Source organism: Anabaena sp. CCY 9910 (genome assembly GCF_963920875.1).
Taxonomy (GTDB): domain Bacteria; phylum Cyanobacteriota; class Cyanobacteriia; order Cyanobacteriales; family Nostocaceae; genus Trichormus; species Trichormus variabilis.
Window position 1 is genome coordinate 144,888 of record NZ_CAWUDJ010000010.1, and the last position, 20,985, is coordinate 165,872.

At 40.7% G+C, this 20,985-nt stretch carries 12 protein-coding genes; 1 reads left to right on the top strand and 11 read right to left on the bottom strand.

Annotated features, from left to right (window positions below; all coding sequences use genetic code 11):
* Positions 1–127 precede the first annotated feature (127 nt).
* The 6 genes from ACM5QX_RS10705 to ACM5QX_RS10730 all read right to left on the bottom strand — a co-directional run bounded on the left by ACM5QX_RS10705 (position 128) and on the right by ACM5QX_RS10730 (position 9,350).
* Positions 128–3,049, bottom strand: coding sequence for a response regulator (locus ACM5QX_RS10705; protein ID WP_414753495.1), 2,922 nt, complete (start codon positions 3,047–3,049; stop codon positions 128–130).
* A 119-nt stretch (positions 3,050–3,168) separates the two neighbouring features.
* The gene (locus ACM5QX_RS10710; RefSeq protein ID WP_414753496.1) at positions 3,169–5,427 is read right to left on the bottom strand and encodes a methyl-accepting chemotaxis protein; all 2,259 of its coding nucleotides are present in this window, start codon (positions 5,425–5,427) and stop codon (positions 3,169–3,171) included.
* 42 nt (positions 5,428–5,469) lie between these two features.
* Positions 5,470–5,979, bottom strand: coding sequence for a chemotaxis protein CheW (locus tag ACM5QX_RS10715; protein ID WP_414753497.1), 510 nt, complete (start codon positions 5,977–5,979; stop codon positions 5,470–5,472).
* Positions 5,980–5,983: 4 nt separating this feature from the next.
* Positions 5,984–6,361 carry a response regulator gene (locus ACM5QX_RS10720; protein WP_011316957.1) on the bottom strand — a complete coding sequence of 126 codons (378 nt, stop codon included), beginning with the start codon at positions 6,359–6,361 and terminating at the stop codon, positions 5,984–5,986.
* A gap of 16 nt (positions 6,362–6,377) precedes the next feature.
* Positions 6,378–7,421 (bottom strand): response regulator, encoded by a 1,044-nt coding sequence (locus tag ACM5QX_RS10725; protein WP_414753498.1) that lies wholly within the window; start codon positions 7,419–7,421, stop codon positions 6,378–6,380.
* Between the two features lie 624 nt (positions 7,422–8,045).
* Positions 8,046–9,350 carry a glutamate-5-semialdehyde dehydrogenase gene (locus ACM5QX_RS10730; RefSeq protein WP_414753512.1) on the bottom strand — a complete coding sequence of 435 codons (1,305 nt, stop codon included), beginning with the start codon at positions 9,348–9,350 and terminating at the stop codon, positions 8,046–8,048.
* 777 nt (positions 9,351–10,127) lie between these two features.
* Between ACM5QX_RS10730 and ACM5QX_RS10735 the strand changes: the two genes are divergently transcribed.
* Positions 10,128–10,610, top strand: a complete 483-nt coding sequence (locus ACM5QX_RS10735; protein ID WP_414753499.1) for a peptidoglycan-binding domain-containing protein — start codon at positions 10,128–10,130, stop codon at positions 10,608–10,610.
* 36 nt (positions 10,611–10,646) lie between these two features.
* Here ACM5QX_RS10735 and ACM5QX_RS10740 read toward each other — a convergent pair whose 3' ends face one another.
* The 5 genes from ACM5QX_RS10740 to ACM5QX_RS10760 form a co-directional block, all read right to left on the bottom strand.
* Positions 10,647–12,422 (bottom strand): PAS domain S-box protein, encoded by a 1,776-nt coding sequence (locus tag ACM5QX_RS10740; RefSeq protein WP_414753500.1) that lies wholly within the window; start codon positions 12,420–12,422, stop codon positions 10,647–10,649.
* Between the two features lie 128 nt (positions 12,423–12,550).
* Positions 12,551–15,208, bottom strand: coding sequence for a CHAT domain-containing protein (locus ACM5QX_RS10745; protein WP_414753501.1), 2,658 nt, complete (start codon positions 15,206–15,208; stop codon positions 12,551–12,553).
* Entirely contained in the window at positions 15,201–17,636 is a 2,436-nt protein-coding gene (locus ACM5QX_RS10750) for a filamentous hemagglutinin N-terminal domain-containing protein (RefSeq protein WP_414753502.1), read from the bottom strand. The genes ACM5QX_RS10745 and ACM5QX_RS10750 overlap by 8 nt, the downstream gene beginning before the upstream one ends.
* 215 nt (positions 17,637–17,851) lie before the next feature.
* Positions 17,852–19,027: an ARPP-2 domain-containing protein gene (locus ACM5QX_RS10755; RefSeq protein ID WP_414753503.1), complete on the bottom strand. Its 1,176-nt coding sequence runs from the start codon at positions 19,025–19,027 to the stop codon at positions 17,852–17,854.
* A gap of 132 nt (positions 19,028–19,159) precedes the next feature.
* Positions 19,160–20,590 carry a hypothetical protein gene (locus ACM5QX_RS10760; protein ID WP_414753504.1) on the bottom strand — a complete coding sequence of 477 codons (1,431 nt, stop codon included), beginning with the start codon at positions 20,588–20,590 and terminating at the stop codon, positions 19,160–19,162.
* Positions 20,591–20,985 lie beyond the last annotated feature (395 nt).

Below are 20,985 nucleotides of genomic sequence, written 5' to 3' on the forward strand. Positions count from 1 at the left end.
GACACTACCCGTTAAGAGAAACTATGCCGCAGATTTTACGCTTCAATGAAAAATTAAAAATTAAAAACAATTAGGTAGGCTTGTTGATTTCAGCACATCAAATTTCATCCCCTGATGCAAAAACGCCCTAACTACTTACCGCTACGTTAAAGATTAGTTCTTCTAGGGTACCGAGTAATTCTTGCTCATTGTAAGGTTTAGAAAAATAAGCTCTAGCGCCTAGCTGCATGGCTAGTTGTCGATGTTTATTGCTACTACGAGAGGTGAGCATGGCTACTGGGATATTTTTTGTATCTGAGTTGGAGTTAATGCGGTCTAAAAAGCCGTAGCCATCAAGGCGTGGCATTTCAATATCACAAATTACAGCTTTCACTTTTAAGCCACTCTCTAATTTTTCCCAAGCATCTTCACCATCTTTTGCTTGTTCTACTTGATATCCTCCTTTTTCTAAAGTTAATGCTAGGAAGCGACGCACATTAATGGAGTCATCAATGATTAAAATTGTGCCTTTGTTTTGAGTGGGGGGTGCTGGTAGTTTGGCACTATCAAAGAAGAGGAAGGGCGTTTTTAGTGTAGCTGATGATGATTGAAGATTTTTGGTGGGGTGTTGATTGGTGGCAATTTTATACAGGAGTTCGTTGGTATTAACTAATGCCACAACTCGACCATCACCTAAAATGGTGCAATTACTAAAGCCTTGGGGTAAGGGTATATTGCCTTCAACTTGGCGGATAGCAACTTCTTGTTCACCCCAGCAACGGTCTACCAATATGGCAACTGGTTGATTATTGCCTTTAACTATTAAGACGCTATGGGCGTTAATTGCTGGGGGTGTTTCTAGTTCTGGGCTGTCGTAGCGGGGACAGTTAAATTCTAGATGGCGACCAAGGCGAATTAGGGGGAGCATCGTCCCTTGCCAATTGAGGACTTCATTTCCTGCCATTGGGAATACTTGCTCGTTTTGCAATAAGAAGATTTCCGAAACCACATCGGTAGGAAATGCTAACAGCATTTTGTTGGTTTCTATGAGCAAAACTCTGGCGATTGAAAGGGTAAATGGTACTGATAAGGTAAAGGTTGTACCAACACCTAATTCTGTATCAACTGTAATATCGCCGCGCACTAGTTTGAGGTTATTACGCACTACATCCATCCCCACACCACGACCAGATAAGGCGGTGACTTGTTCGGAGGTGGTAAACCCTGGTTCAAAAATTAGTGATAGGAGTTCTTCATCGGTGGCGTTGGCTAGTAAAGCTGCATCTATCCCCATTCCTTGGGCGCGGGTGCGGATTTTATCTAAAGAAATGCCCCGACCATCATCGCGCATGGTGATGATAGTACGATTACTGCGGTGGGTGGCTGTAATTTCAATTAAGCCTTGTTCTGGTTTGCCTAATGCCTGACGGGTGGCAGATTCTTCGATACCATGATCAAAGGCATTTCTTAATAAGTGCATTAACGGCTCATTTAAGGCTTCTAAAATGCTGCGTTCAATTAAGGTGTTACCGCCTGTAATTTTTAATTGAACATTTTTACCATATTCTACGTTTAAATCGCGGATGGCTCTGGGGAAACGCTCAACTAAGTCCGACATGGGGCGCATTCGGATATGGTTGAGCTTGGTTTGTAGTTGTTTTGATGTTTTATTGAGTTTACGGGCGACGTGGTCTGTGTCGTCAACGCTGAGTTGAATATCTGTGGTGACTTCTTGGACTTGGACAATAGTTTCTACTACTGTTTGCGATCGCAAGTTTAACTCATTATAGCGATCCATCTCTAGGGCATCAAATTCGCTCCCTGGGTCTTGGGTCTGGGGATATTCTGCCCCATGATGAGCATTTACCAAGTCTTTGGTAGTTTTTCGCTCATGAATTGTCCGCAGTTCTTGATTTTCTCGTTCTAGGGTATGGACACGTTGGTTTAAGTTGCGGACAAGTTTGCGTAATCTTTCAATTTGGGAGTTAAGCCCGTTACGTTGGACAATTAATTCACCAAATAAATCATTGATTTCTTCTAATTGTTTACTAGGAACTCGGACTGTATTTTCTTGATGTTCACGGTCTTTGTTAGCTAGTAATGTATAATCTGTTGTGATATTTTCTTTGGCAAATTCTGTCAGTATTTCGGGGAAATCAATAATATTGAGGGTATTATTATTCTTTTTTGATACTGTCAAATCTTCAGGAATAAAATCAGATTCTATAGATGTTTCTGATAATTTCTCTGCCTGGATTTGTGGTAGAGATGGAGTGTATACGGGAATGTGAACTAATTCACCAAACTGGAGTTCTGTTGGTAGTTTATCACGTTGATTTGTTAAAACTAAAGCTTGCGATCGCCGCCATGTTTGTAAAGCTAATTGGGCAATTTCTGAGACATTACCGTTAGCATTTTCTATATGATATTTAATAGATTCACATAATTGGGTAAAAGCTGGTAACTGCAACATTTCCCCCAATCCGCCCAATTCCGCCGCCATGATGGCGACTTCTTCTTGTAAACAAGGCTGGTTTTGATCTGCCAATACCGACTCTAGACGCTGGAGACATCCTTCGATTTCTGACTCAAATAACAGAGGAATGATATCTTGCCCCTCTTCTGGTGATAGCATGGTTGCAGCGTCTTCTGGAGTAGGATCACCGAGGCGATCGCGCAATTCATCAAATACTGGGTGACAAAATGTCGCTAACCAATCTTCTTCTACGGCATTACCTTCTCCTAGTAGCTGGACAATTTGCCGCAACCAATCAACCGCAGAAAGTAATAAACTTTGTAATTTGGTATCAATTTCTAGGGAATTTTTACGGGTTTTTAAAACCTTAAAAGCATCTTCCAAGCGATGGGATAAATCACTTAAAGCACGAAATCCCATCATCGCTGCACCGCCCTTAATGGAATGAGCAGCGCGTAATGCACCATTAATTTTTTCTAAGTCAATGCGGTGACTTGTGTCGATTTCTAGTAATACCCCTTCTAGAGTATTAATGTAATCTGTAGCTTCTTCCAGAAACTGCATCTGGATTTCTAATTCTTTATCTTTTGACATGGTTTTTAGTCAGTTGTCAGTTGTCAGTTGTCAGTTGTCGATAGTCAATGGTCAACAACCTTTGTTTTCACTATGGACTTTGAACTATGGACTTTGAACTATGGACTTTGGACTATGAATTAACTCACTTTAAAAGTACCAACAGTTTTTTGTAACTGGTGAGAAATTTCTACAGTTTGTTTGAGGGATTGGGCTACGAGGCGGGAGGAATCGCTGCTGCGTTGTGAGACAGAGGCGATGTCTTGCATGAGTCTGTTAACAGTTTGTGATGTTTCTACTTGCGATACTGTAGCGGTGGAAATTGATTGTATTAAAGAATCGATTTGCCGGGATACATCTAATATTTGACCAAGGCTTTGTTTGGCTTCTTCGACAATTCTTGTCCCTTCCACCACTTGGGTTGTACCTACTTCCATCGCCTTGACAACTTCGCTGGTTTCCCGTTGAATGTTCTCGACAATTTGCTCAATTTCTTGGGTAGCGATTGCACTTCTAGCAGCTAGTTCGCCAATTTCTTCAGCGACGACTCCAAAACCTTCGCCTTCTTCTCCAGCACGGGCGGCTTCAATACCTGCGTTGATGGCGAGGAGGTTGGTTTGGGTGGCAATTTGGTTAATGATGGAGACTACGCGGGAAATTTGTTGTGAAGATTCTCCCAGGCGTTTGACTTTCTTGGCAGTTTCGCCAACGGTGGTGCGTAAGGACAAGATGTTTTGTACGGTCAAGTCCATTGCTTGTCCACTCTTGGCGGCGGTAAAGGCTGCATGATTAGCCACGGTTGCTGCTTGTTGGGCGCTGTCGGCTACGGCCTGCATGGAATGGGTCATTTTATCAACTGCGTCTAAGGTGCGGTTGATTTCGGTGGCTTGGGTGAGGGCTTCTTCTGCGAGTTGACGAATTGCGCCTTCGTTGGAACCAATAGCTGTGTTTAATTGACCAGCTGCTTGTTTAACTTGGGTGACGATATCCCGGAGGTTTTCGACGATGGAGTTGAAAAAGTCCGCCACTGTACCGATTTCGCCAGCCGTCACGTCTGCACGGACTGTTAAGTCACCTTTGGCGACACCTTCCACATTGCTGAGTAGTTCCAAGAGTTGTAATTGTAAAACATCTTGTGGTTGCCATTCCTGGTCAGGGTTGGTAACTACAAATCCTTTTTGTTTGACCGCAATTTGCAGATGTTCGGCGACTTGGTTAATATTGGTAGCCAATGTGCCTAACTCGTCTTCCCTATCTACTTCTATGCGGCTGGGGAACTCACCCTGACCGAGTTTTGCTAAGGTGGTGGTCGCATGGGATAGGGGTTGTATGGTACGGTTAGCTAACCAAGCTGCGATCGCTCCTACTGCACAAGCTGCAAATGCTGTACCCAAAAGAATTGTCCACAATAGTTGTCGTTGTGGTAGTAATAAAGCATCTGCATCGGTAGTCAAAAGAACTTGCCAATTTAGGTCTGGTAGTCCTGCTAAGTTTTGCGGTGGTACGTAACTAAGTAATACGGGTTTTTTATTAACTTTGGGAGTGGTGAGGAAACTAGCAACTTTTTTACCATCTAGATGTGCGGCTAAATCAGGATAATTGGCTTTGGCTTCTTTACCTAATAGTTCTTTTTCTGGGCTGAGGAAAATTATCCCTGAAGTATCAAGTAAATTATATGTATTGCCATTAACTGCATAGTCTTTGATAACCGCTTCTAGGGATTTGATGGGCATCTTCGCTCTGACTACAGCGATAATTTGATCTGTGGTAATATCTTTGATTGGCGCAGTTATATCAATACTTGATGGTTCTGATTGTTGAATGAGGGGTGCTTCTTTGCGGAGTGTTTCTTGAAAATAACTTTGACCTTTTTGGTTATATAAAATTTCTCCCGTAGATTGGGCGATTACGTCCCCTTGAATATCAAATACAGCTATACTTTCGTAATTTTGATAAATTTCGATAATACTATCTAATACTAGTTGTTTTTCCTCCTTGCTTGTCTTACTACTAACTTGGGGATTGGCTAAAAATGGTAGGCGGGAAATAAATTGAATATCTGCATAACGTCCCAACATGAAGCGGTTAACTGTGTCGGTTAATTTAGTGGCGGCTGTTTGTTGAGCTTGAGACGTTTGTTGGATAATTGATTTATTGAGTAAGTTATAGGCGATCGCCCCAACGGTTAAGATGGGGAGTGTACCGAGTGCGATCGCTAAAACTACGGCTTTGGTTTTTAAGCTTAAGCGTTGGTAATAAACTCCTAAATTCTGCTGATTAACAAGATGACTCAGCTTATTGGAGATTCGTCCGATACCATTACCAGCTTGTGTAGGAGAAATCAATGATGATTGATTTTGAGCATCATCACTCTTAGCCATGTCGGTTTTATTAATCATAATTGCAGTTAGGGGAAATAATTAATCAGAACAGAAAATATTTTATTGATAATTTTGATTACCAATAAGTACAGAAGAATTGACAATTGCTTGAGCATCTAACACGAGAAAGTTTTCTTCCTGTTGTGTCACACAACCACGTAAATAAGGAACCAAACTAGATGCTACCTGTCCAATAGGCGAACGAATCTCATCAGACATAAATTTAGTTATGCCTTTAATTTCTTGTACTACTAAACCCAATATTGTTGATTCTACTTTAATCACAATGACACTATATTGATGTACCCGGTTTTCTAATGATTCTAAATTGAGCATTTTTGGTAAATCAATTACCCAAATTATCCGACTACGCCAATTCATTAAACCTAAGACACAATGTGGCATATTTGGCATAGGTGTAATAGATTCAGCAGAAATAAGAACTGCTTCTTGGGTATGGTTCATCGCTAAAATAGCAGCACTTTGCTGATTTAGGTAAAATTTTAGATAACCATCTCCTGATTTATTTTGAGGTAACAGAGTAGCCATTAAACTTTGAGAGTTATCCATTGATTTAAAGTACTACAGATTTAATAGTACGTAGCAGATTTTCACGGGTATAGGGTTTTGTAATATAGGCATCTGCACCTTGTTTCATTGCCCACAAACGGTCTATTTCTTGATTCTTAGAACTGCAAATTACTATCGGGAGTTTTTCTGTAAGTGGATGTTTTTTTAAGGAACGACATAACTCAAATCCACTCATTCCAGGCATGACAACATCAGTGACAATGACATCAGGCTTTTCTAATAAAGCTTTCTCTATAGCTTCCTTTGCACCAGCAGCCTTAATTACGTCATAACCACTCTCTTGCAAATAACGACTCATCAGTTCTAATTCACTGGGTGAGTCTTCAACAATCAAAATTTTGCCAACTAAGGTAATACTCACTTTTCCATCTCCCAATTTAAGTAATATGTTTAAACACCATTTTTAATAATTCTGATTGGTCAAAAGGCTTAGTTAAATAGCCTGAAGACCTGACCATTTTTGCTTTAGCTCTATCAACAAATCCTGTTCTACCAGTCACCATAATAATAGGCGTATTTTTAAAAGCTGAATGTCTCCGTAATAGGGAACATAATTCATATCCGTCTAAATTGGGCATTGTCACATCGAGCAAAATTAAGTCTGGTTTACTCCGCAGAACTTGCATTAAAGCTTTCACAGGGTCATTAATAGTCACCACTGTAAAGACATTCTCATCGAGAAAACTTCTGATGGAATTTAAGACTGTCTGACTATCATCAATACAAGCGATGGTATATAAAGTTTTTCTAACTAGAGATGGAGGATTAATTGGCTGGGAGTTTTCGCTATTTTCAGGATGATTTTGTGGTGATGATGGAGATGAGGTGGGTCTGGTTGATGGCAAAACTTGTGAACCACCACCCGTATTTACAGATGATGGTTTAGGTTGGCGTTGTCGCAATTGTTTTTGGCAATATTCAACTAATACACGCAAATCTAAATAACAAAATTTTGGCATTTCTTCCCAAGTAATATCAGGGAAAAATTCATAACTTCCCTCTTTAATGACTAAAAATGTCTCTATTACTTCCTTTGCTAGTTCTTCTATCAAGATGGCGGCTTGTTTGGGGTTAATATGGTTCTCATTTACCAGCCAACAAATCGCCTGATAATCTACATATAAGATGGATTGACCTTCACTCTTGGGTTCAAACATCAACCGCATTTGCACACGGGTAGCGCTGTTCAGGGTAGGTATTTTTTGGCTTAAGCGCCGCAGTTGATTATCAAGACGCTCAAATAATTTATCTGAGTAGGAAGCGTAAGTAAGTTTACCCGCTTCTAAATTAATTGTCCAAGATGTAGTGTCTGTAAATACACGTAAGCATCCTGTAGCGTGACGACTGGTGAGTTGAGCTAAGAGAGATAGGGGATGTAGTTTATGATTTAACCTGTAGTTATTTATAGGAGTTGTACTCATTTTGCTTTTACTTTAGATAAATTCCATAGGTGTCAACTTAGTTGATGCGGAAGCTTCGCCAAAAGTCCTATCATGAATTGGTTAACTAAATAGGTGATATAAAATACAAGCTTTATTGAAAAGTATTTGTCATAAACTACTCGTACAGTATATGTTTTACGATAATTTAATCCCCAATGAGGTGTAAAATTTAGTAAATTTATTAACTCTGTTACAGAGAGAAATACGGCTTGTGGAAGGTTTCATCAACAGAAGTTAAATACCAAAAAAGTGATATTCCTCTGAGTAACTTTTAATTCATAAAAGCTAAATTAGCACTGTTAATTTAACAGAATTTAACTAAAGTCTTATCAGTATTTTCACTTAAAAAAAATATGTTAACCGAATCTAGTCTCATTTTGCCGCTTGATTCAGTATGGCTACGCAACCTTTCAACAATTCAGCCATGACAATTACCTCAACTGCTACTAGTGTAATTGTCTATATAGTTCCCAACTTTTGACAGAATATTTATGAAGTTAGCGAAAACTCTACAGTAGCCGAGAAATAGGTAATAAAAACGAAACCCCAGATTTACAAGATGATGGGTGGCGATAGCACCACCCATCCTACAGATAATTGTGTCTAAAAATCTTGGTGAGTAAAAGGTTTGGCATTTTCCCCTGTGTAGGTGGCGACAATATGTCCTGTACCTGTCATTTGATATTTATATGTCACCAGTCCTTCTAAACCCACAGGGCCACGGGGGGGCATTTGTTGAGTACTAATACCTACTTCCGCACCAAAGCCGTAGCGGAAACCGTCGGCGAAGCGAGTAGAACAGTTGTGAAAAACTCCGGCTGAATTGACTAAGCCAAAGAAGGTTTCAACGGCTGCCACATCTTCGGTAATAATGGCATCAGTATGACGAGAACCGTATTGATTGATATGAGCGATCGCCTCTGTTAATGAGTCTACAATCTTAATGGACAAGATAAAATCGCTGTATTCTGTTTCCCAATCGATGGCTGTGGCCGCCGCAATCTCAGGTAATATCTGCAAAGTCCGTTCATCTCCTTTCAATTCCACCTGACGTTCAGCTAAGGCTTGGGCTACTTTTGGTAAAAATTCCGCCGCAATTGAGTGGTGGACGAGTAAGGTTTCAATGGCGTTACAAGCAGCCGGATACTGCACCTTTGCATCGATGCTCACAGCAATTGCTTTCTCTATATCTGCGGACTTATCTATATATACATGGCAAATGCCATCGGCGTGACCAAGTACGGGAATGCGAGTATTTTCTTGAACAAACCGCACAAAAGAGTTAGAACCTCTGGGAATAATTAAATCTACATATTTATCTAGGCGTAAAAGTTCTAAGGTTTCTTCTCTAGTGGTGAGTAACTGTACTACATCAGGATTGACATCTGTTGTTGATAACCCTTGTTTCACAGCTTTGACTATGGCTTCGCAAGAACGTACAGCTTCCTTCCCACATTTGAGAATTACGCCATTACCCGACTTGATAGCTAAGGAGATAATTTGAATGGCTGCTTCTGGACGGGCTTCAAAAATAATCCCCAACACTCCCAATGGACAAGTTATCCGCTTGAGAACTAAACCGGTATCCAGTTCACGCTGAATTTGTACTTGTCCGATAGGATCTGCTAGTTTACCAACATCTCGCACCCCAGCGATCGCATCTCTTAATTTATGTTCATCCAACTGCAACCGCTTGTATAGTGGTTTGGCTATACCTTCAGCCGTAGCCGCTTCACAATCCGCAATATTTGCCTGTAAGATTTCCTCCTTTGCAGATTCTAAAGCTTGAGCGACAGTAGCGATCGCTTGATTTTTCGCTGCGGTAGACAGCATCGCCAGTAAACTTGCGGCTTGGCGAGTTTGTTGAGCGATGTCATTCAGGGAAGAAGCAACTTGGAGAGTAGTCATATTATTAGTCATATTATTAGTTATTAGTTATTAGTCCATAGTCATTAGTCCATAGTCAACAGTCAACTACTATTGCCTTGGTTCAGCCAATTTCCCCAATTATTTATTGGCAACAATCTGATAAGATATGGGCTCAATTATTTAATAACCATGCAAACTGCAAATTAATTTCAATTTCTTTAATGCCGACTGTATCAAGTTTTCATTCTTATTGACATTCTAACCATCTTGTAAGTGACTTGTACTAGTAAGCCTTGTAGTGAAGTATGTTGAGTTAAATTTACTGAGGGTCACACTTCTAGAATGCCTAAAAATCTTGCAGGGTATTGCTTTTAGAACCGCATCATCCAGCAATGATAAATTATAGGTTCATCTTAATTAGCTTTTATGTAATTATTTGCGTTACTGCTCTACATATCTATATTCTCTGCCAGGTCAATACTTGCATCGAATTATACGCAAAACTTTTTCATTTATCATCTTTTCTTTACAGCCTTTACCTGTTAAAACAATTACAGCTAAATTATGATTCCCCTGGTCAAATAGAGGATTAATGTTTGATTGTTAAATAAGCTCCTTACCCATCAAAAAGCATTTTGCTCTATTCTTATCCCAACCAGGCCTATTCAGAAACCAGAACGGATTACTATATTTTGCCATCCTACTATTGAGTTAACTACTGGTGTAGTTAAAAATCACTCAGATTGAGTGAAGTTTTAATTGAGCTTATAAATTTAACTTTTTAGTATACAAATCGCTCAATATGGAGTACTAAGCATGACCACTATGACTGATACAACTAACAGTAAAGCACCTGAGAATCAACCAACACTCAAACAAGGTGATACAGGGGAGGTAGTCAAAGAATTACAAAGGCTGTTAAGGAATTATTATTGTTATTCTGGGCCTATTGATGGGGTTTTAGATTCAGAAACAGTTGGGGGCGTAATTTTATTTCAGCATCGGGTTTTTATCCCAGAAGATGGAATTGTTGGCTGTAAAACTTGGCAAGCTTTATATGAAGGACGAGCAATTGATTTACCTATTTTGAAATATGGTAGTCAAGGTGAACTAGTTAAAGCTTTGCAACAAAGACTCCAGAATGCTGGATACTATACGGGATTGATTGACGGAGATTTTAGCTTCGTTACAGAAGCAGGTATTAAATCTTTTCAACTACGAAATAACTTAAAAGTCGATGGTATTGTAGGCGATCGCACTTGGACTGTTCTCAGCAACACCCCGATTTTTGAGAGTTAAATAATGTCATACCAATTATATCTGAAGATGACACTTCTATGTATTTTTCATCAGGTGAATGGGAATTGCAATTATAAATTCTGCGCCTTTTCCCAGAGAAGAAATACATTCTAAAGACCCACCATGTCTATTAGTAATAATTTGGTAACTGATAGACAAGCCCATACCAGTTCCCTTACCTACAGGTTTACTTGTATAGAAAGGGTCAAATATTTTTTGTCTTACTGCATCTGACATACCTACACCATTATCTTTTATGCGGATAGTTATTTGTTTATAACTTGATATCTCTGTACAGATATGGATAGTAGGTGTTACCTGCTGATAGTTTTCTTGTTCATATTTTTCGTCTAAAGCATCAATAGCATTGATTAAAATATTCATTAAGGCTTGGTTGAGTTGGGCAGCATAGCATTCAACTAAAGGCAAATTACCATATTCTCTTATAACTAAAATATCAGGTCGATTTTGCTGGGATTTCAGACGGTGTTCTAAAATCATTAATGTACTATCAATACCTTCATGTATATCACCAGCTTTTAAATCAGATTCATCAAGACGCGAAAATGTACGTAGAGAAGTAACAATCTTGCTGATGCGGGTTGCTCCCAGTGTCATCGAAGAGTAAAGTTTTGGCAAGTCTGCAAGTAAAAATTCTAGGTCGAGATGTTCAGCTTCTTCTGCAATCTCTAAGGCTGGTTCTGGGTAGTAAGTTTGATAAAGATGAATCATTTTCAATAGGTTTTGAGTATATTGGCAAGCGTGTTTGAGATTAGCAGAAATAAAGTTCACTGGATTATTTATTTCGTGAGCCACACCTGCTACTAATTGACCTAGAGAAGACATTTTTTCACTTTGAATAAGTTGCAGTTGGGTAAGTTGTAGTTGTTTTAACGCTTGTTCAAGTTCCTTCGCTTGCTTGCTGAGTTCGGCTTCTGCTTGTTTGCGAGCAGTAATATCATTGCGAATAGCCACATATTGTTGAGGTTTACCTTGCTCATCTAACAAGGGGACAATAGTTGTATCTACCCAATAATATGTGCCATCTTTCGCCAGATTTTTAACTTCACCTTTCCAAACTCTTCCTTGGCTGATAGTTAACCACATTTGTTGGAAAAATTCTGGGGAGTGATACCCAGAATTGATGATTCTATGAGTTTTACCAATTAGTTCTTCTGGCTGATATTGAGATATTTGGCAAAACTTATCATTGACATATTCAATAATTCCTAGATGATTTGTTACAGCAACAATAGACGACTGGTCTAGGGCAAATTTGATATCTGCTATTTCTTTAAGGGATTGTTTTAAAGTTATTTCTGCTTGTTTGCGAGCAGTAATATCATTGCGAATAGCCACATATTGCTGAGGTTTACCTTGCTCATCTAACAAGGGGACAATAGTTGTATCTACCCAATAATATGTGCCATCTTTCGCCAGATTTTTAACTTCACCTTTCCAAACTCTTCCTTGGCTGATGGTTAACCACATTTGTTGGAAAAATTCTTTTGAGTGATAATGGGAATTGATAATTCTATGAGTTTTGCCAATTAATTCTTCTGGTTGATATTGAGATATTTGACAAAAATTATCATTTACATATTCAATAATGCCTTGATGATTTGTCACAGCAATAATAGATGACTGATCTAAGGCAAATTTGATATCTCCTACTTCTTTGAGAGATTTTTTTAGCGATAATTTACCCTGGGTTTCTTGAAGTTCCTGTTGTGGCTTCTGTAAATCTACCATTAGGCGATCGCCCTGCTGGCAACAAGACTGCAATTCTTGATGCTGAAATTCAGGAAACATAGTGATTAATCTCCGAGCAAATTAAATCATCAGAAGCTTTTCTGCTACCACAAGAACTTCTGATGTTATTAGTATTAATGTTGCCCAAATCAGCCCTGATAGTTAACCTGATCTCTATTTGCTAAATATTACAACCAATTACCAATTAACACGTAGGCAGACCAGTAACTTGGGGCGCTGTAGTTGGGATGTTGTAATAATTTTAGTTGGGCGCGGCGGAGGGCTTCGGCTTTAGTGATGTTGTTGTTTTTGAGTTCTCGATAGAATTCACCAACCAATAAAGCTGTTGATTCATCATCAATTTGCCACAGAGATGCTACCGTACTGCGTGCGCCGGCGCGGACTGCGGCTCCGGCTAGACCAAGAGCAGCGCGACTGTCTCCGGCTGCGGTTTGACAAGCGCTTAAAACTAATAGTTCTACTGCACTCGGACGAATTTGTTCTCGACTGCGAAGCAAGGTATCGAACTGGGTAACGTTAATTGGCCCATCTGCTGCCAAAATAAAGGTGTTTTCAGCGCGGGAACTAAATTGGCCATGTGTGGCTAAATGAACTACGTTAAATGGTTCTGTGTTGACTTCTTTTTCTAGTGCTTCGCGGGTAAATTGCTGGTCGAACAAACTTGTAATGGAAACTCCTGCGCTAGCAATTAAGTCTACTTCCGACTTGATTGCAGGTAATGGGGCAAAGTTGGGGTAGTTTGGTGGGGGTTGAGTGAGTCCAGCCGTTAATGCTCTCAGGTCTCCTCGTTGTAGGGGTTTGGGGTCGAGGAGTTGCAAACCTACACTCAAGGCGATCGCATATTTTTCTATTAAGTATTGTTGTCCATCATAAAGTGCGCCTAGTGGTAAATTGCGTAATAAACCATCGGGAACAAACACGAGAGTTTTTACCCCACTAGCTGCTAGTTCTGATTCAATAGGTTTGATAAGCCAGTTGTAAACCTGTTGTGACTGAGTTTTGACGTTTTTGTTAGCTGTGGGACGAACAAGGTTTTTGCGTAGTTCGCTCAGAACTTCATCAACTTCTCTTTGTTCAACATTAGTGCTGTAAAGTTGCAAAGGTTTCTGGGGAATCTTAACGATTACCTGAATCTGTTTTGGCAAAATAATCGGGTAGAGAATCGCTGCTGTGGGGTTATCTTGGTCTACCACTTGATCAAGTAACACTGTTTCGCCTTGCAAGCAAGCTTCCCGAAAGAAGTTATCTAATTCTGCCAATTGCAATGCTTCAATTCGTTGACGGGCTTTATCGAGAATTTTGTCATTAACTTTTTCTGGCTGGGATGACAATAATAACTCCACCGATTGCCGATAGATGGGTTCTACACTGTCACGGAAGTTAAACTGCACATCTTGATTGACAGCTACTAAGTCACTGCGTAGGGATTTTAGGCTTTCTACTGCTGTATCATAAGCGGCGATCGCACCAGATATATCTTTTTGCGCCCATAGCAACCGCCCCAATTGCCACTGCAAGCGATAGATAATGTCTGACGCGTTACTAGCCTGGGCTAAGATTAAGGCTTGTTGTGTCAGACTTTTGGCTTCTGGCAATTGCTGGTTTTGTTCATACAAATTCCCCAAACTCAATATTGCATAGGCTTCTGCCCGTTTATCATCCAAACTGCGGGCTTGTTGGATAGTGGTTGCTAATAATTTGGCTACATCCTGAGTGCTTGGTGCTGATGGAACATTTTGATTCCGCCCTTGGTTGTCGGAACCCGCCAGTTTCATGAGACTTTGAGCAAAGTTAATCTCGGCGTAGATAGCCGCATGACTAGGGGGTAATTGGTTGATTTGGGCTTGTATTGCTGGGATCAGAGGGGCAACTTCCGTGAATTTTTCGTTTTCCAGCAGCAAGCTGAGGTGGTTGATTTGGGCTTGAATTTTCGTTAAAGGTGAGGGGGATGTGGCTACTGTTTGTTGATAGTAGTTGATCGCTTCTGATATTTGCAGTTTAGCGCGGGTATTGTTTCCTAAACTAAAGTAACTAGCTGCAATTTCCCCAGGTATTGCCAAGCGCTTGGCAACTTCTAGACTCTGTTCTAAGGTAGTGCGGGAGTCCATTAAATTCCCTGCTACCATCAGAGCATCACCAAGCGATCGCAATCCCACTGCTTTTTCCAGGGAGTCTGGCTGTGATTGTAATTTTTGCCTAACTTCTAGTAAAACTTTCACCGCCCGACGATAAAAGCCCTGTGTCCGCCATGCCTGGGCTTGATTGATTTGCGATCGCATTTCGCCATTAAAATTTTTAGTTTGTTGATATATCTTGGCTGTGCGCTGCCAAGTGCTTAAAGCTGCCTCTGGTTTACCCATCGCCAGTTGCAGACGGCCTTGAATATCTAATGATTGGGCTAATACTTGGGGGTTCTGCTCTTTTCCCTCAAGTAAATTTAAGCTGTCTGTAATCGCCTGCTGTGCTTGTTGCCACTCACCTATTTGCTGATAGGCTAAAGACAAGTTACTGAGAGTCGCTGCTAATTTGAGATTTTCACCCTTTTGCTGATATTCCTGCGCCACCTGCTGTAATATTTGCGCTGCTTCAGCAAACCTGCCTGTATCGTATAGGGCTTTACCCTGTTCTACTAGGGAGATGGTAGAAGTGACTTGTGCGGTATGAGTTGGGGTGACTACTCTTGCCAGCACTGGCGAATTCACCGTACATATCAACGCCAACAGAAAGCACAAAGCCAAATGTAAGAACTTGAACAGCTTACCTTTTATCTTCCGTATTCTACCTGTAACAAAATCAGGATAGTAGACCCTAGTAGTTTTATTCATGAATATGGCAGATGGTGGACGAAAACCAGGGATAGTGATGATTAACAGTAGGAACCGGAGCAACTAAGGTAATATTGCCATCAGTATCGATCACCCATCCCTGTGCTTCCACAATTTTAGGGGAATCAGGGTTATCCACAACATCAATGGGGGTAAAATTACTGATTGTTAACAAATGGTGAGGACTGGGGGAATTTTTGGTTTTCCTTTCTCCTTGAAAACTGTCTTTCAGTCGTGGTTTTTTCCTACTATCTGAACTACAAACCTGGGTTAGCCTGGATGTATTGATGGGATTTGTGGGGAACGCAGCAAATCTCTGACGCGAGTCTACATCCGGCCTGTTAATTGTGGCCGTATTTATTAAAGATGGGCTGGTCTGTGAGAAAGTAACAATGTCATTGGTGAGTAAAAATCCTGAGTCAAGCTGATTGGGGTCATTAGTTCCTAAAATTTGCTCAAGTTCGCCTCGATTACGCACAACTAAACCAAGAAATTTCTGAGTACTGATTGTCACCCGACCCCCTGCACCCCCAAACACATTGGCAACGATGTCGTTATTTTCATTGGGAGTTGCCACAATGAAAGGGCTATTAATTTCGATATTGCCACCATTACCATCAGCAAATGTGGAAATTTGACTATTAAGGCGTAGTCGCAATATGGCGCTGAGATTGAGAGTGATATTGCCACCATTACCGGAGGTAGTTTGAGCAATTAATTGACTTTGGTTATCTAGTTTAAGCGATCGCGCCTTGATAGATAAATTTCCCGACTCTCCAGCCACCGTAACTTCTGCCCCATTTTGAATAATGAGGCGATCGCCTACAATATTTAAGTTATCTGCTGTTAGCCTGGCTCCGTTTTCTACAGTCAGTAATCCAGTATTGATATTTAATGTGCTGTCATTGGTTGTAGTTCCTGCTTGAGTTGCAGCAAAAATCCCACTACGAAAAATATCTAAAGATGAGGCTGTAGCAAATTGGGAAGCACCACTCACTTGAATACCTGCTGAGGCATTAATCAAGACATCACCCCCCTGACTTCCATACCTAGAAACATTAGATATTTGTGCGCCACCTTGAATATTCAACCGTCTAGTTTGTAGGGTAATTGTGCCAGTATTACCGGCATTTCCGGGAGCATCGGGGGAAACTTGTGCGAAAATTCCACTGGGAATATCACCATCGGGACTTTCTCCCCTTAAATCTATAGAATCTGTAGCTTTAACTAAAATATTTCCCGTGTTTCCTGCACCAAATGTAGAAGCTTCTATTCCCGCACCATCTGTTAGCAAAAGTCGCCCGGTTTCAATGGTCAAATTGCCACCATTACCTGTCACATTGGCACAATTTCCACCTAAAGAACAGACTTGTGAACCAATGAATGATTCTTCCCTTAATTCTACTGAATCTTTAGCTGTAATCCAAATATCTCCCGCCTTACCTTCAGCCTGAGCAATAGTCAAGATATTAGAAGTGCCACCTACTTTTAAAGATTCAGTAGCATTAACAACGAGGCTATTTCCTGTTTGCGAACCAGAGTTAACTGTAAAAACTAGTGAATCGTCAATCGTGACATTTCTTCCTTGAATTTGAATTGCACCACCACTATCTTGCATGGGTACACTACCACTATTAACTAAAGTTCCAGCCGCAAGATTGATATCTCCAAAATCTTGTACACCTGAATATCCAGCAACGTAAGCATCATCAATTTGGCTAAGGCTGACAAAACCACCTCCAGTAACACTACCTAGCTCAACCCTGCCCCCAGGCGCTTCTAAAAGACTACTTTCTAATAATAAATTCCCACCGATTAATCCTAAAGTTCTGCCATCTCTTACTTGCAATTCCAAAGGTAAATTAGCAACCATTGGCTGTTCAATATTTCCCGGACTATCACCAAATTGCAACCCTACGGGAACATTTACTGTTAATAAGGAGTTATGATTATTAGTATTTGTGTTAAATTCTATCCCATCAGCAAACTTGATACTATTTGCGGTAGTCGCCACAAAAGAACCGCCAATATTTAAACTAGCATTTGCCCCAAAAATTATACCCTGAGGATTAATCAAAAACAAATTAGCTCTACTACCTGAGGTAGCTGTAATCAAACCATCAATATAACTAGGTGAGCCACCTGTAATTCTAGTAATAATATTTCGGACTGCCAAATCGTGGTTAAAAATAGCAACATTTCCTGTAACATTAGTAGTTAAGGCAGAAAAAGAAAATTCCCTAAAGCTATGAAATAAATTTTCTCCCCTTTGAGTACCTCCCTCAATTACTCGGATATTTCTCACTGGTCTAACAGTAGAGTTACTAGGAAGTGTAGTATCGGGAATAATTTCTGCTTTTGCGGTAGTAAAGTTTAATAAACACAATAAAATACTGATATTACCGATTAAAAACTTATATTTGACCATATTTTCCACAAAATCAAATAATAATAACTACAAGTAATATCTGATTTGTGTGAAAAAAAACGGACTTTATTTTAGGGTTATTTATATTTTTTAAATCAATTTTCTATAAGTATCTGTAGGGCAATGCCCACCAAAACCTTGATAAGGTGGGCAATGCCCACCCTACTACTTCCCGTAGGGTATTTTGAATTTTGAATTCCTATTGCTCCCCATCTTCACCTTTTCGCTTTTTTCCGTGCTGCGTCGCGTACTTGTTGATTGAGTAGATAGCCAAAACCTGAAGCCTCAAGGCGAGAAACTAGTTCATCGCGGGTGTGTCCCAAGGCTTTGGCTGTAGCATCGATATTCCAGTTATATTCAGCTAGTTGGCTGAGTAAGTACACGCGACGGGTTTGGGCGGTTGATAAACGGTAAGTTTTGAGATATTCTAACTCTCCGTTATCTCGAATAATCGCTTCACCGATATGGTTTTCTTCTTTGGGTTGCAGGTTAGTAATGAACCGTTGCAGGTGGAATGAACCAGCCGTGTACACTCTCTGGGATTGGAGTTGGCGCTGTAGCAATCCTTCCGCCATGAATCCTTGGAATGCAGCCCAATCTGATCGCATTTGGGCGATCGCTCCACTTAAATCTGTCAAACTATTAATCTGGGCATCATCTACAGATGTAGCCATTGGAAAAGTTGCACCATACATCAAGCTGTATTCGTAAATTAGTTCACCATAAAAATCCTCTAAAAGACTGGTATGCAAAGCGCGGTAGTCTTCAGGTGTGGGAACGACAAAAGCAGAGGCTAAAGCTTCAGCGACAAATACCAATACACCCACTTGTCTTTTATGAATCTCAAATACCCGCAAAGCATCTTCTAGTCCACCAATGTAACGTCCGCTAAAAGATGATTCGTAGCGTGAACCCAATCCATGAGACAAAACATATTTAGAATACTCACTCCAAGCAATATCTGGCCCTGAGAAAAACAGCGATAAAAAACCTTCCATTGCTAAGTGCAAAGGTAAAAATCTCAGTTGGTTCCTTGATTCCCGCTTCGCCATGCGGTGCATTAACCGCACACTTGCACAACAGGAATGACTTTTACCATCAGGCTTGAGCATTTGTCCGCCAAAGCTAGCTACTGGACTACCGTCATCACTCCAAGACATGACTAAGCCATGAGGAACATAAGAATAGTATTTCATCCCCGGTTCGGCTATTTGACCCTCCAGGGAAACCACCGCAATATCTTCATCGTAAGAACGACGCAGCAAACGCAAATCACCCCGCACTTCTCGCCGCAGTAATGGTACGATACGCACTGCACCACGTATTTGAGAAGGTGCAATTTCCAATCCTTTGAGGGATATATCTGTTAATAAAGTTTTGGTTTTTGACATAATAAGTTAATTCGTAATAACCTGCGCTCAAGTCGCCTTGCTCCAATTCAAAATTAAGGACAATCTGATAAACTTAGCTTGGTTTTGGTGGGCAATGCCCACCCTACTACTGAGTAAAAAATTCATCACCTATTACCCATTACCCCTAATTAATTGCTCTACTCGTTCTGCTAGATATGTTTCTAGTTCTGACAACGGTGCAGAACCTTCAGCAAAACGAGCAAAGTTGAGCATAGTTGGTAAATCTTCTGCGTCTCTTAGTCCTACAGTTGGGACGGCTGGGCTGAGGGTGCGTAGAGAAAAGTCGTCGGAGTTGAATACAGGGTTGCAATGAATGATAGAAGTTCGCCCTCTGGGGTCTAATTTATTCCGGTAGACGCGTAGGACTTCGGCTGCTCCATTGGGTGGGTCATTTTCGCAACCATCGGAAATAATAATGATTAACTCGGCTCTTGTTGCTAAAGCGGCTAACAGTGGTGTGGCTAAGTCAGTTTGTCCACGGGCGCTTACTTGCAATGAATCTTCTACGGGTACTGTCCAAAAAGCTTGATATTCTTGCGCGGCGACTTGTAATAAGTAGTGTGCAGCCATAGCTATACCCAAGGGACGGCGGCGCTTTTCACTAGAGCCGGAACTGGAATAACTGCAATCCAAAACGGCTGCAACTTTTCCCAGTTTGAGGGGTGCTTTTTTTAACGCTAAATGTGCCGATCGCTCTAAGGCTTGATGTAGAATATCTCTTTGTTGTTGTCGTATATCCCAAGGTAAGGACAAAATATATAACGCCAACTTGGTTAAGGGAAGACGACCAAAATCTACATTGATATCAGTTTCGTTACGTTCCGCCGCACCTTGCAAACGCAGCTTTTCTCCTAAAGTCATTTGCTGTTGAATCCGAGATAAGAAAACATCACGGGGGACTTTGTGTTTAACTGCAAATCCTTCAGCGATAGTGAAAGGCAAATTGTAAATGGCTTCGGTGCTGTAATGGGCTTGGCGAAACTGTTCAAATAACTGGGTGGAGTAAGACTGTTGCTTCCATTTGCGGAAAAGGAAAGTACCCAATTCACCTTGTAGTTTTAGGTGGGCATGGGTGGCGATCGCTCTCACTTTTGCGCGATACTTAACAGCATCAAAACTCATATCACGCCGCATACTTAAATAATCGCGGGCGATCGCTCTACTTCGTCTATTATTAATTTTACGTTGTCGTAACTGTTGTAAAACTCCCCAAGCTCGTTGTGGAGGTAAGGCGTTGAGTGCGTGGGCAATCAGTGCGCCTTCTTCTTGGCGATGTTCGGGGATTGTGTCTTTTCCTGTGGCCAGTAATTTTAAGATAATTTGGGCTTGGTTAAAATGGTTGATACCTGCGGCTAAAGTCCGGGCATAAAGTAAGCGGTAATTACCCAGAATATAATCATGGAGAAAGTCAATTGATACTCGTTGACCATAAGCATCATCATAAAATTCTTTTTGTCCCGTGCAGGCGAGGCAAGCATTAATAAACATTACTAAATCTTCTCGCGCTACCTGTTCGATGCGGTTGGTATTGAGGTTAGTCATAAAGCTTTGTGGGATGAGTTTTTTATTTACTCACGCAGAGACGCGGAGGCGCAAAGAGAAAGAGTTATATCAAGTTCGGGGAAAGAACGGTACGACTAGGTTAGACAACTTAAAAGGTTGGAACGGAAATCATACCAAAGTCCCGCGAACATTAGTAGTAAAACTAAAAAATTTTGAATTTTGTAGCGCTTGCGCTTCCCGTAGGGTATTTTGAATTTTGAATTTTGAATTGTTATGGGTGCTGTTCGGGGAAAGGCGGCACAACTAGCTAGGACAGTTTCACAGACTGGGTTCGGAAGTCATACCAGAGTCCCGCGAACAGCAAGACTGAATCATAGCTCAATACGGTTCAGTTAACGTTGTCAGCTTATCGATTTCAGAAGAACCAAGACTTG

Bases quoted from the DNA above. Each gene is read 5' to 3' on its own strand.
- ACM5QX_RS10760 (WP_414753504.1), bottom strand. From the start codon at position 20,590: ATGACTAACCTCAATACCAACCGCATCGAACAGGTAGCGCGAGAAGAT.
- ACM5QX_RS10740 (WP_414753500.1), bottom strand. From the start codon at position 12,422: ATGTTTCCTGAATTTCAGCATCAAGAATTGCAGTCTTGTTGCCAGCAG.
- ACM5QX_RS10745 (WP_414753501.1), bottom strand. From the start codon at position 15,208: ATGAATAAAACTACTAGGGTCTACTATCCTGATTTTGTTACAGGTAGA.
- ACM5QX_RS10730 (WP_414753512.1), bottom strand. From the start codon at position 9,350: ATGACTACTCTCCAAGTTGCTTCTTCCCTGAATGACATCGCTCAACAA.
- ACM5QX_RS10715 (WP_414753497.1), bottom strand. From the start codon at position 5,979: ATGGATAACTCTCAAAGTTTAATGGCTACTCTGTTACCTCAAAATAAA.
- ACM5QX_RS10705 (WP_414753495.1), bottom strand. From the start codon at position 3,049: ATGTCAAAAGATAAAGAATTAGAAATCCAGATGCAGTTTCTGGAAGAA.
- ACM5QX_RS10755 (WP_414753503.1), bottom strand. From the start codon at position 19,027: ATGTCAAAAACCAAAACTTTATTAACAGATATATCCCTCAAAGGATTG.
- ACM5QX_RS10725 (WP_414753498.1), bottom strand. From the start codon at position 7,421: ATGAGTACAACTCCTATAAATAACTACAGGTTAAATCATAAACTACAT.
- ACM5QX_RS10710 (WP_414753496.1), bottom strand. From the start codon at position 5,427: ATGATTAATAAAACCGACATGGCTAAGAGTGATGATGCTCAAAATCAA.
- ACM5QX_RS10750 (WP_414753502.1), bottom strand. From the start codon at position 17,636: ATGGTCAAATATAAGTTTTTAATCGGTAATATCAGTATTTTATTGTGT.
- ACM5QX_RS10735 (WP_414753499.1), top strand. From the start codon at position 10,128: ATGACCACTATGACTGATACAACTAACAGTAAAGCACCTGAGAATCAA.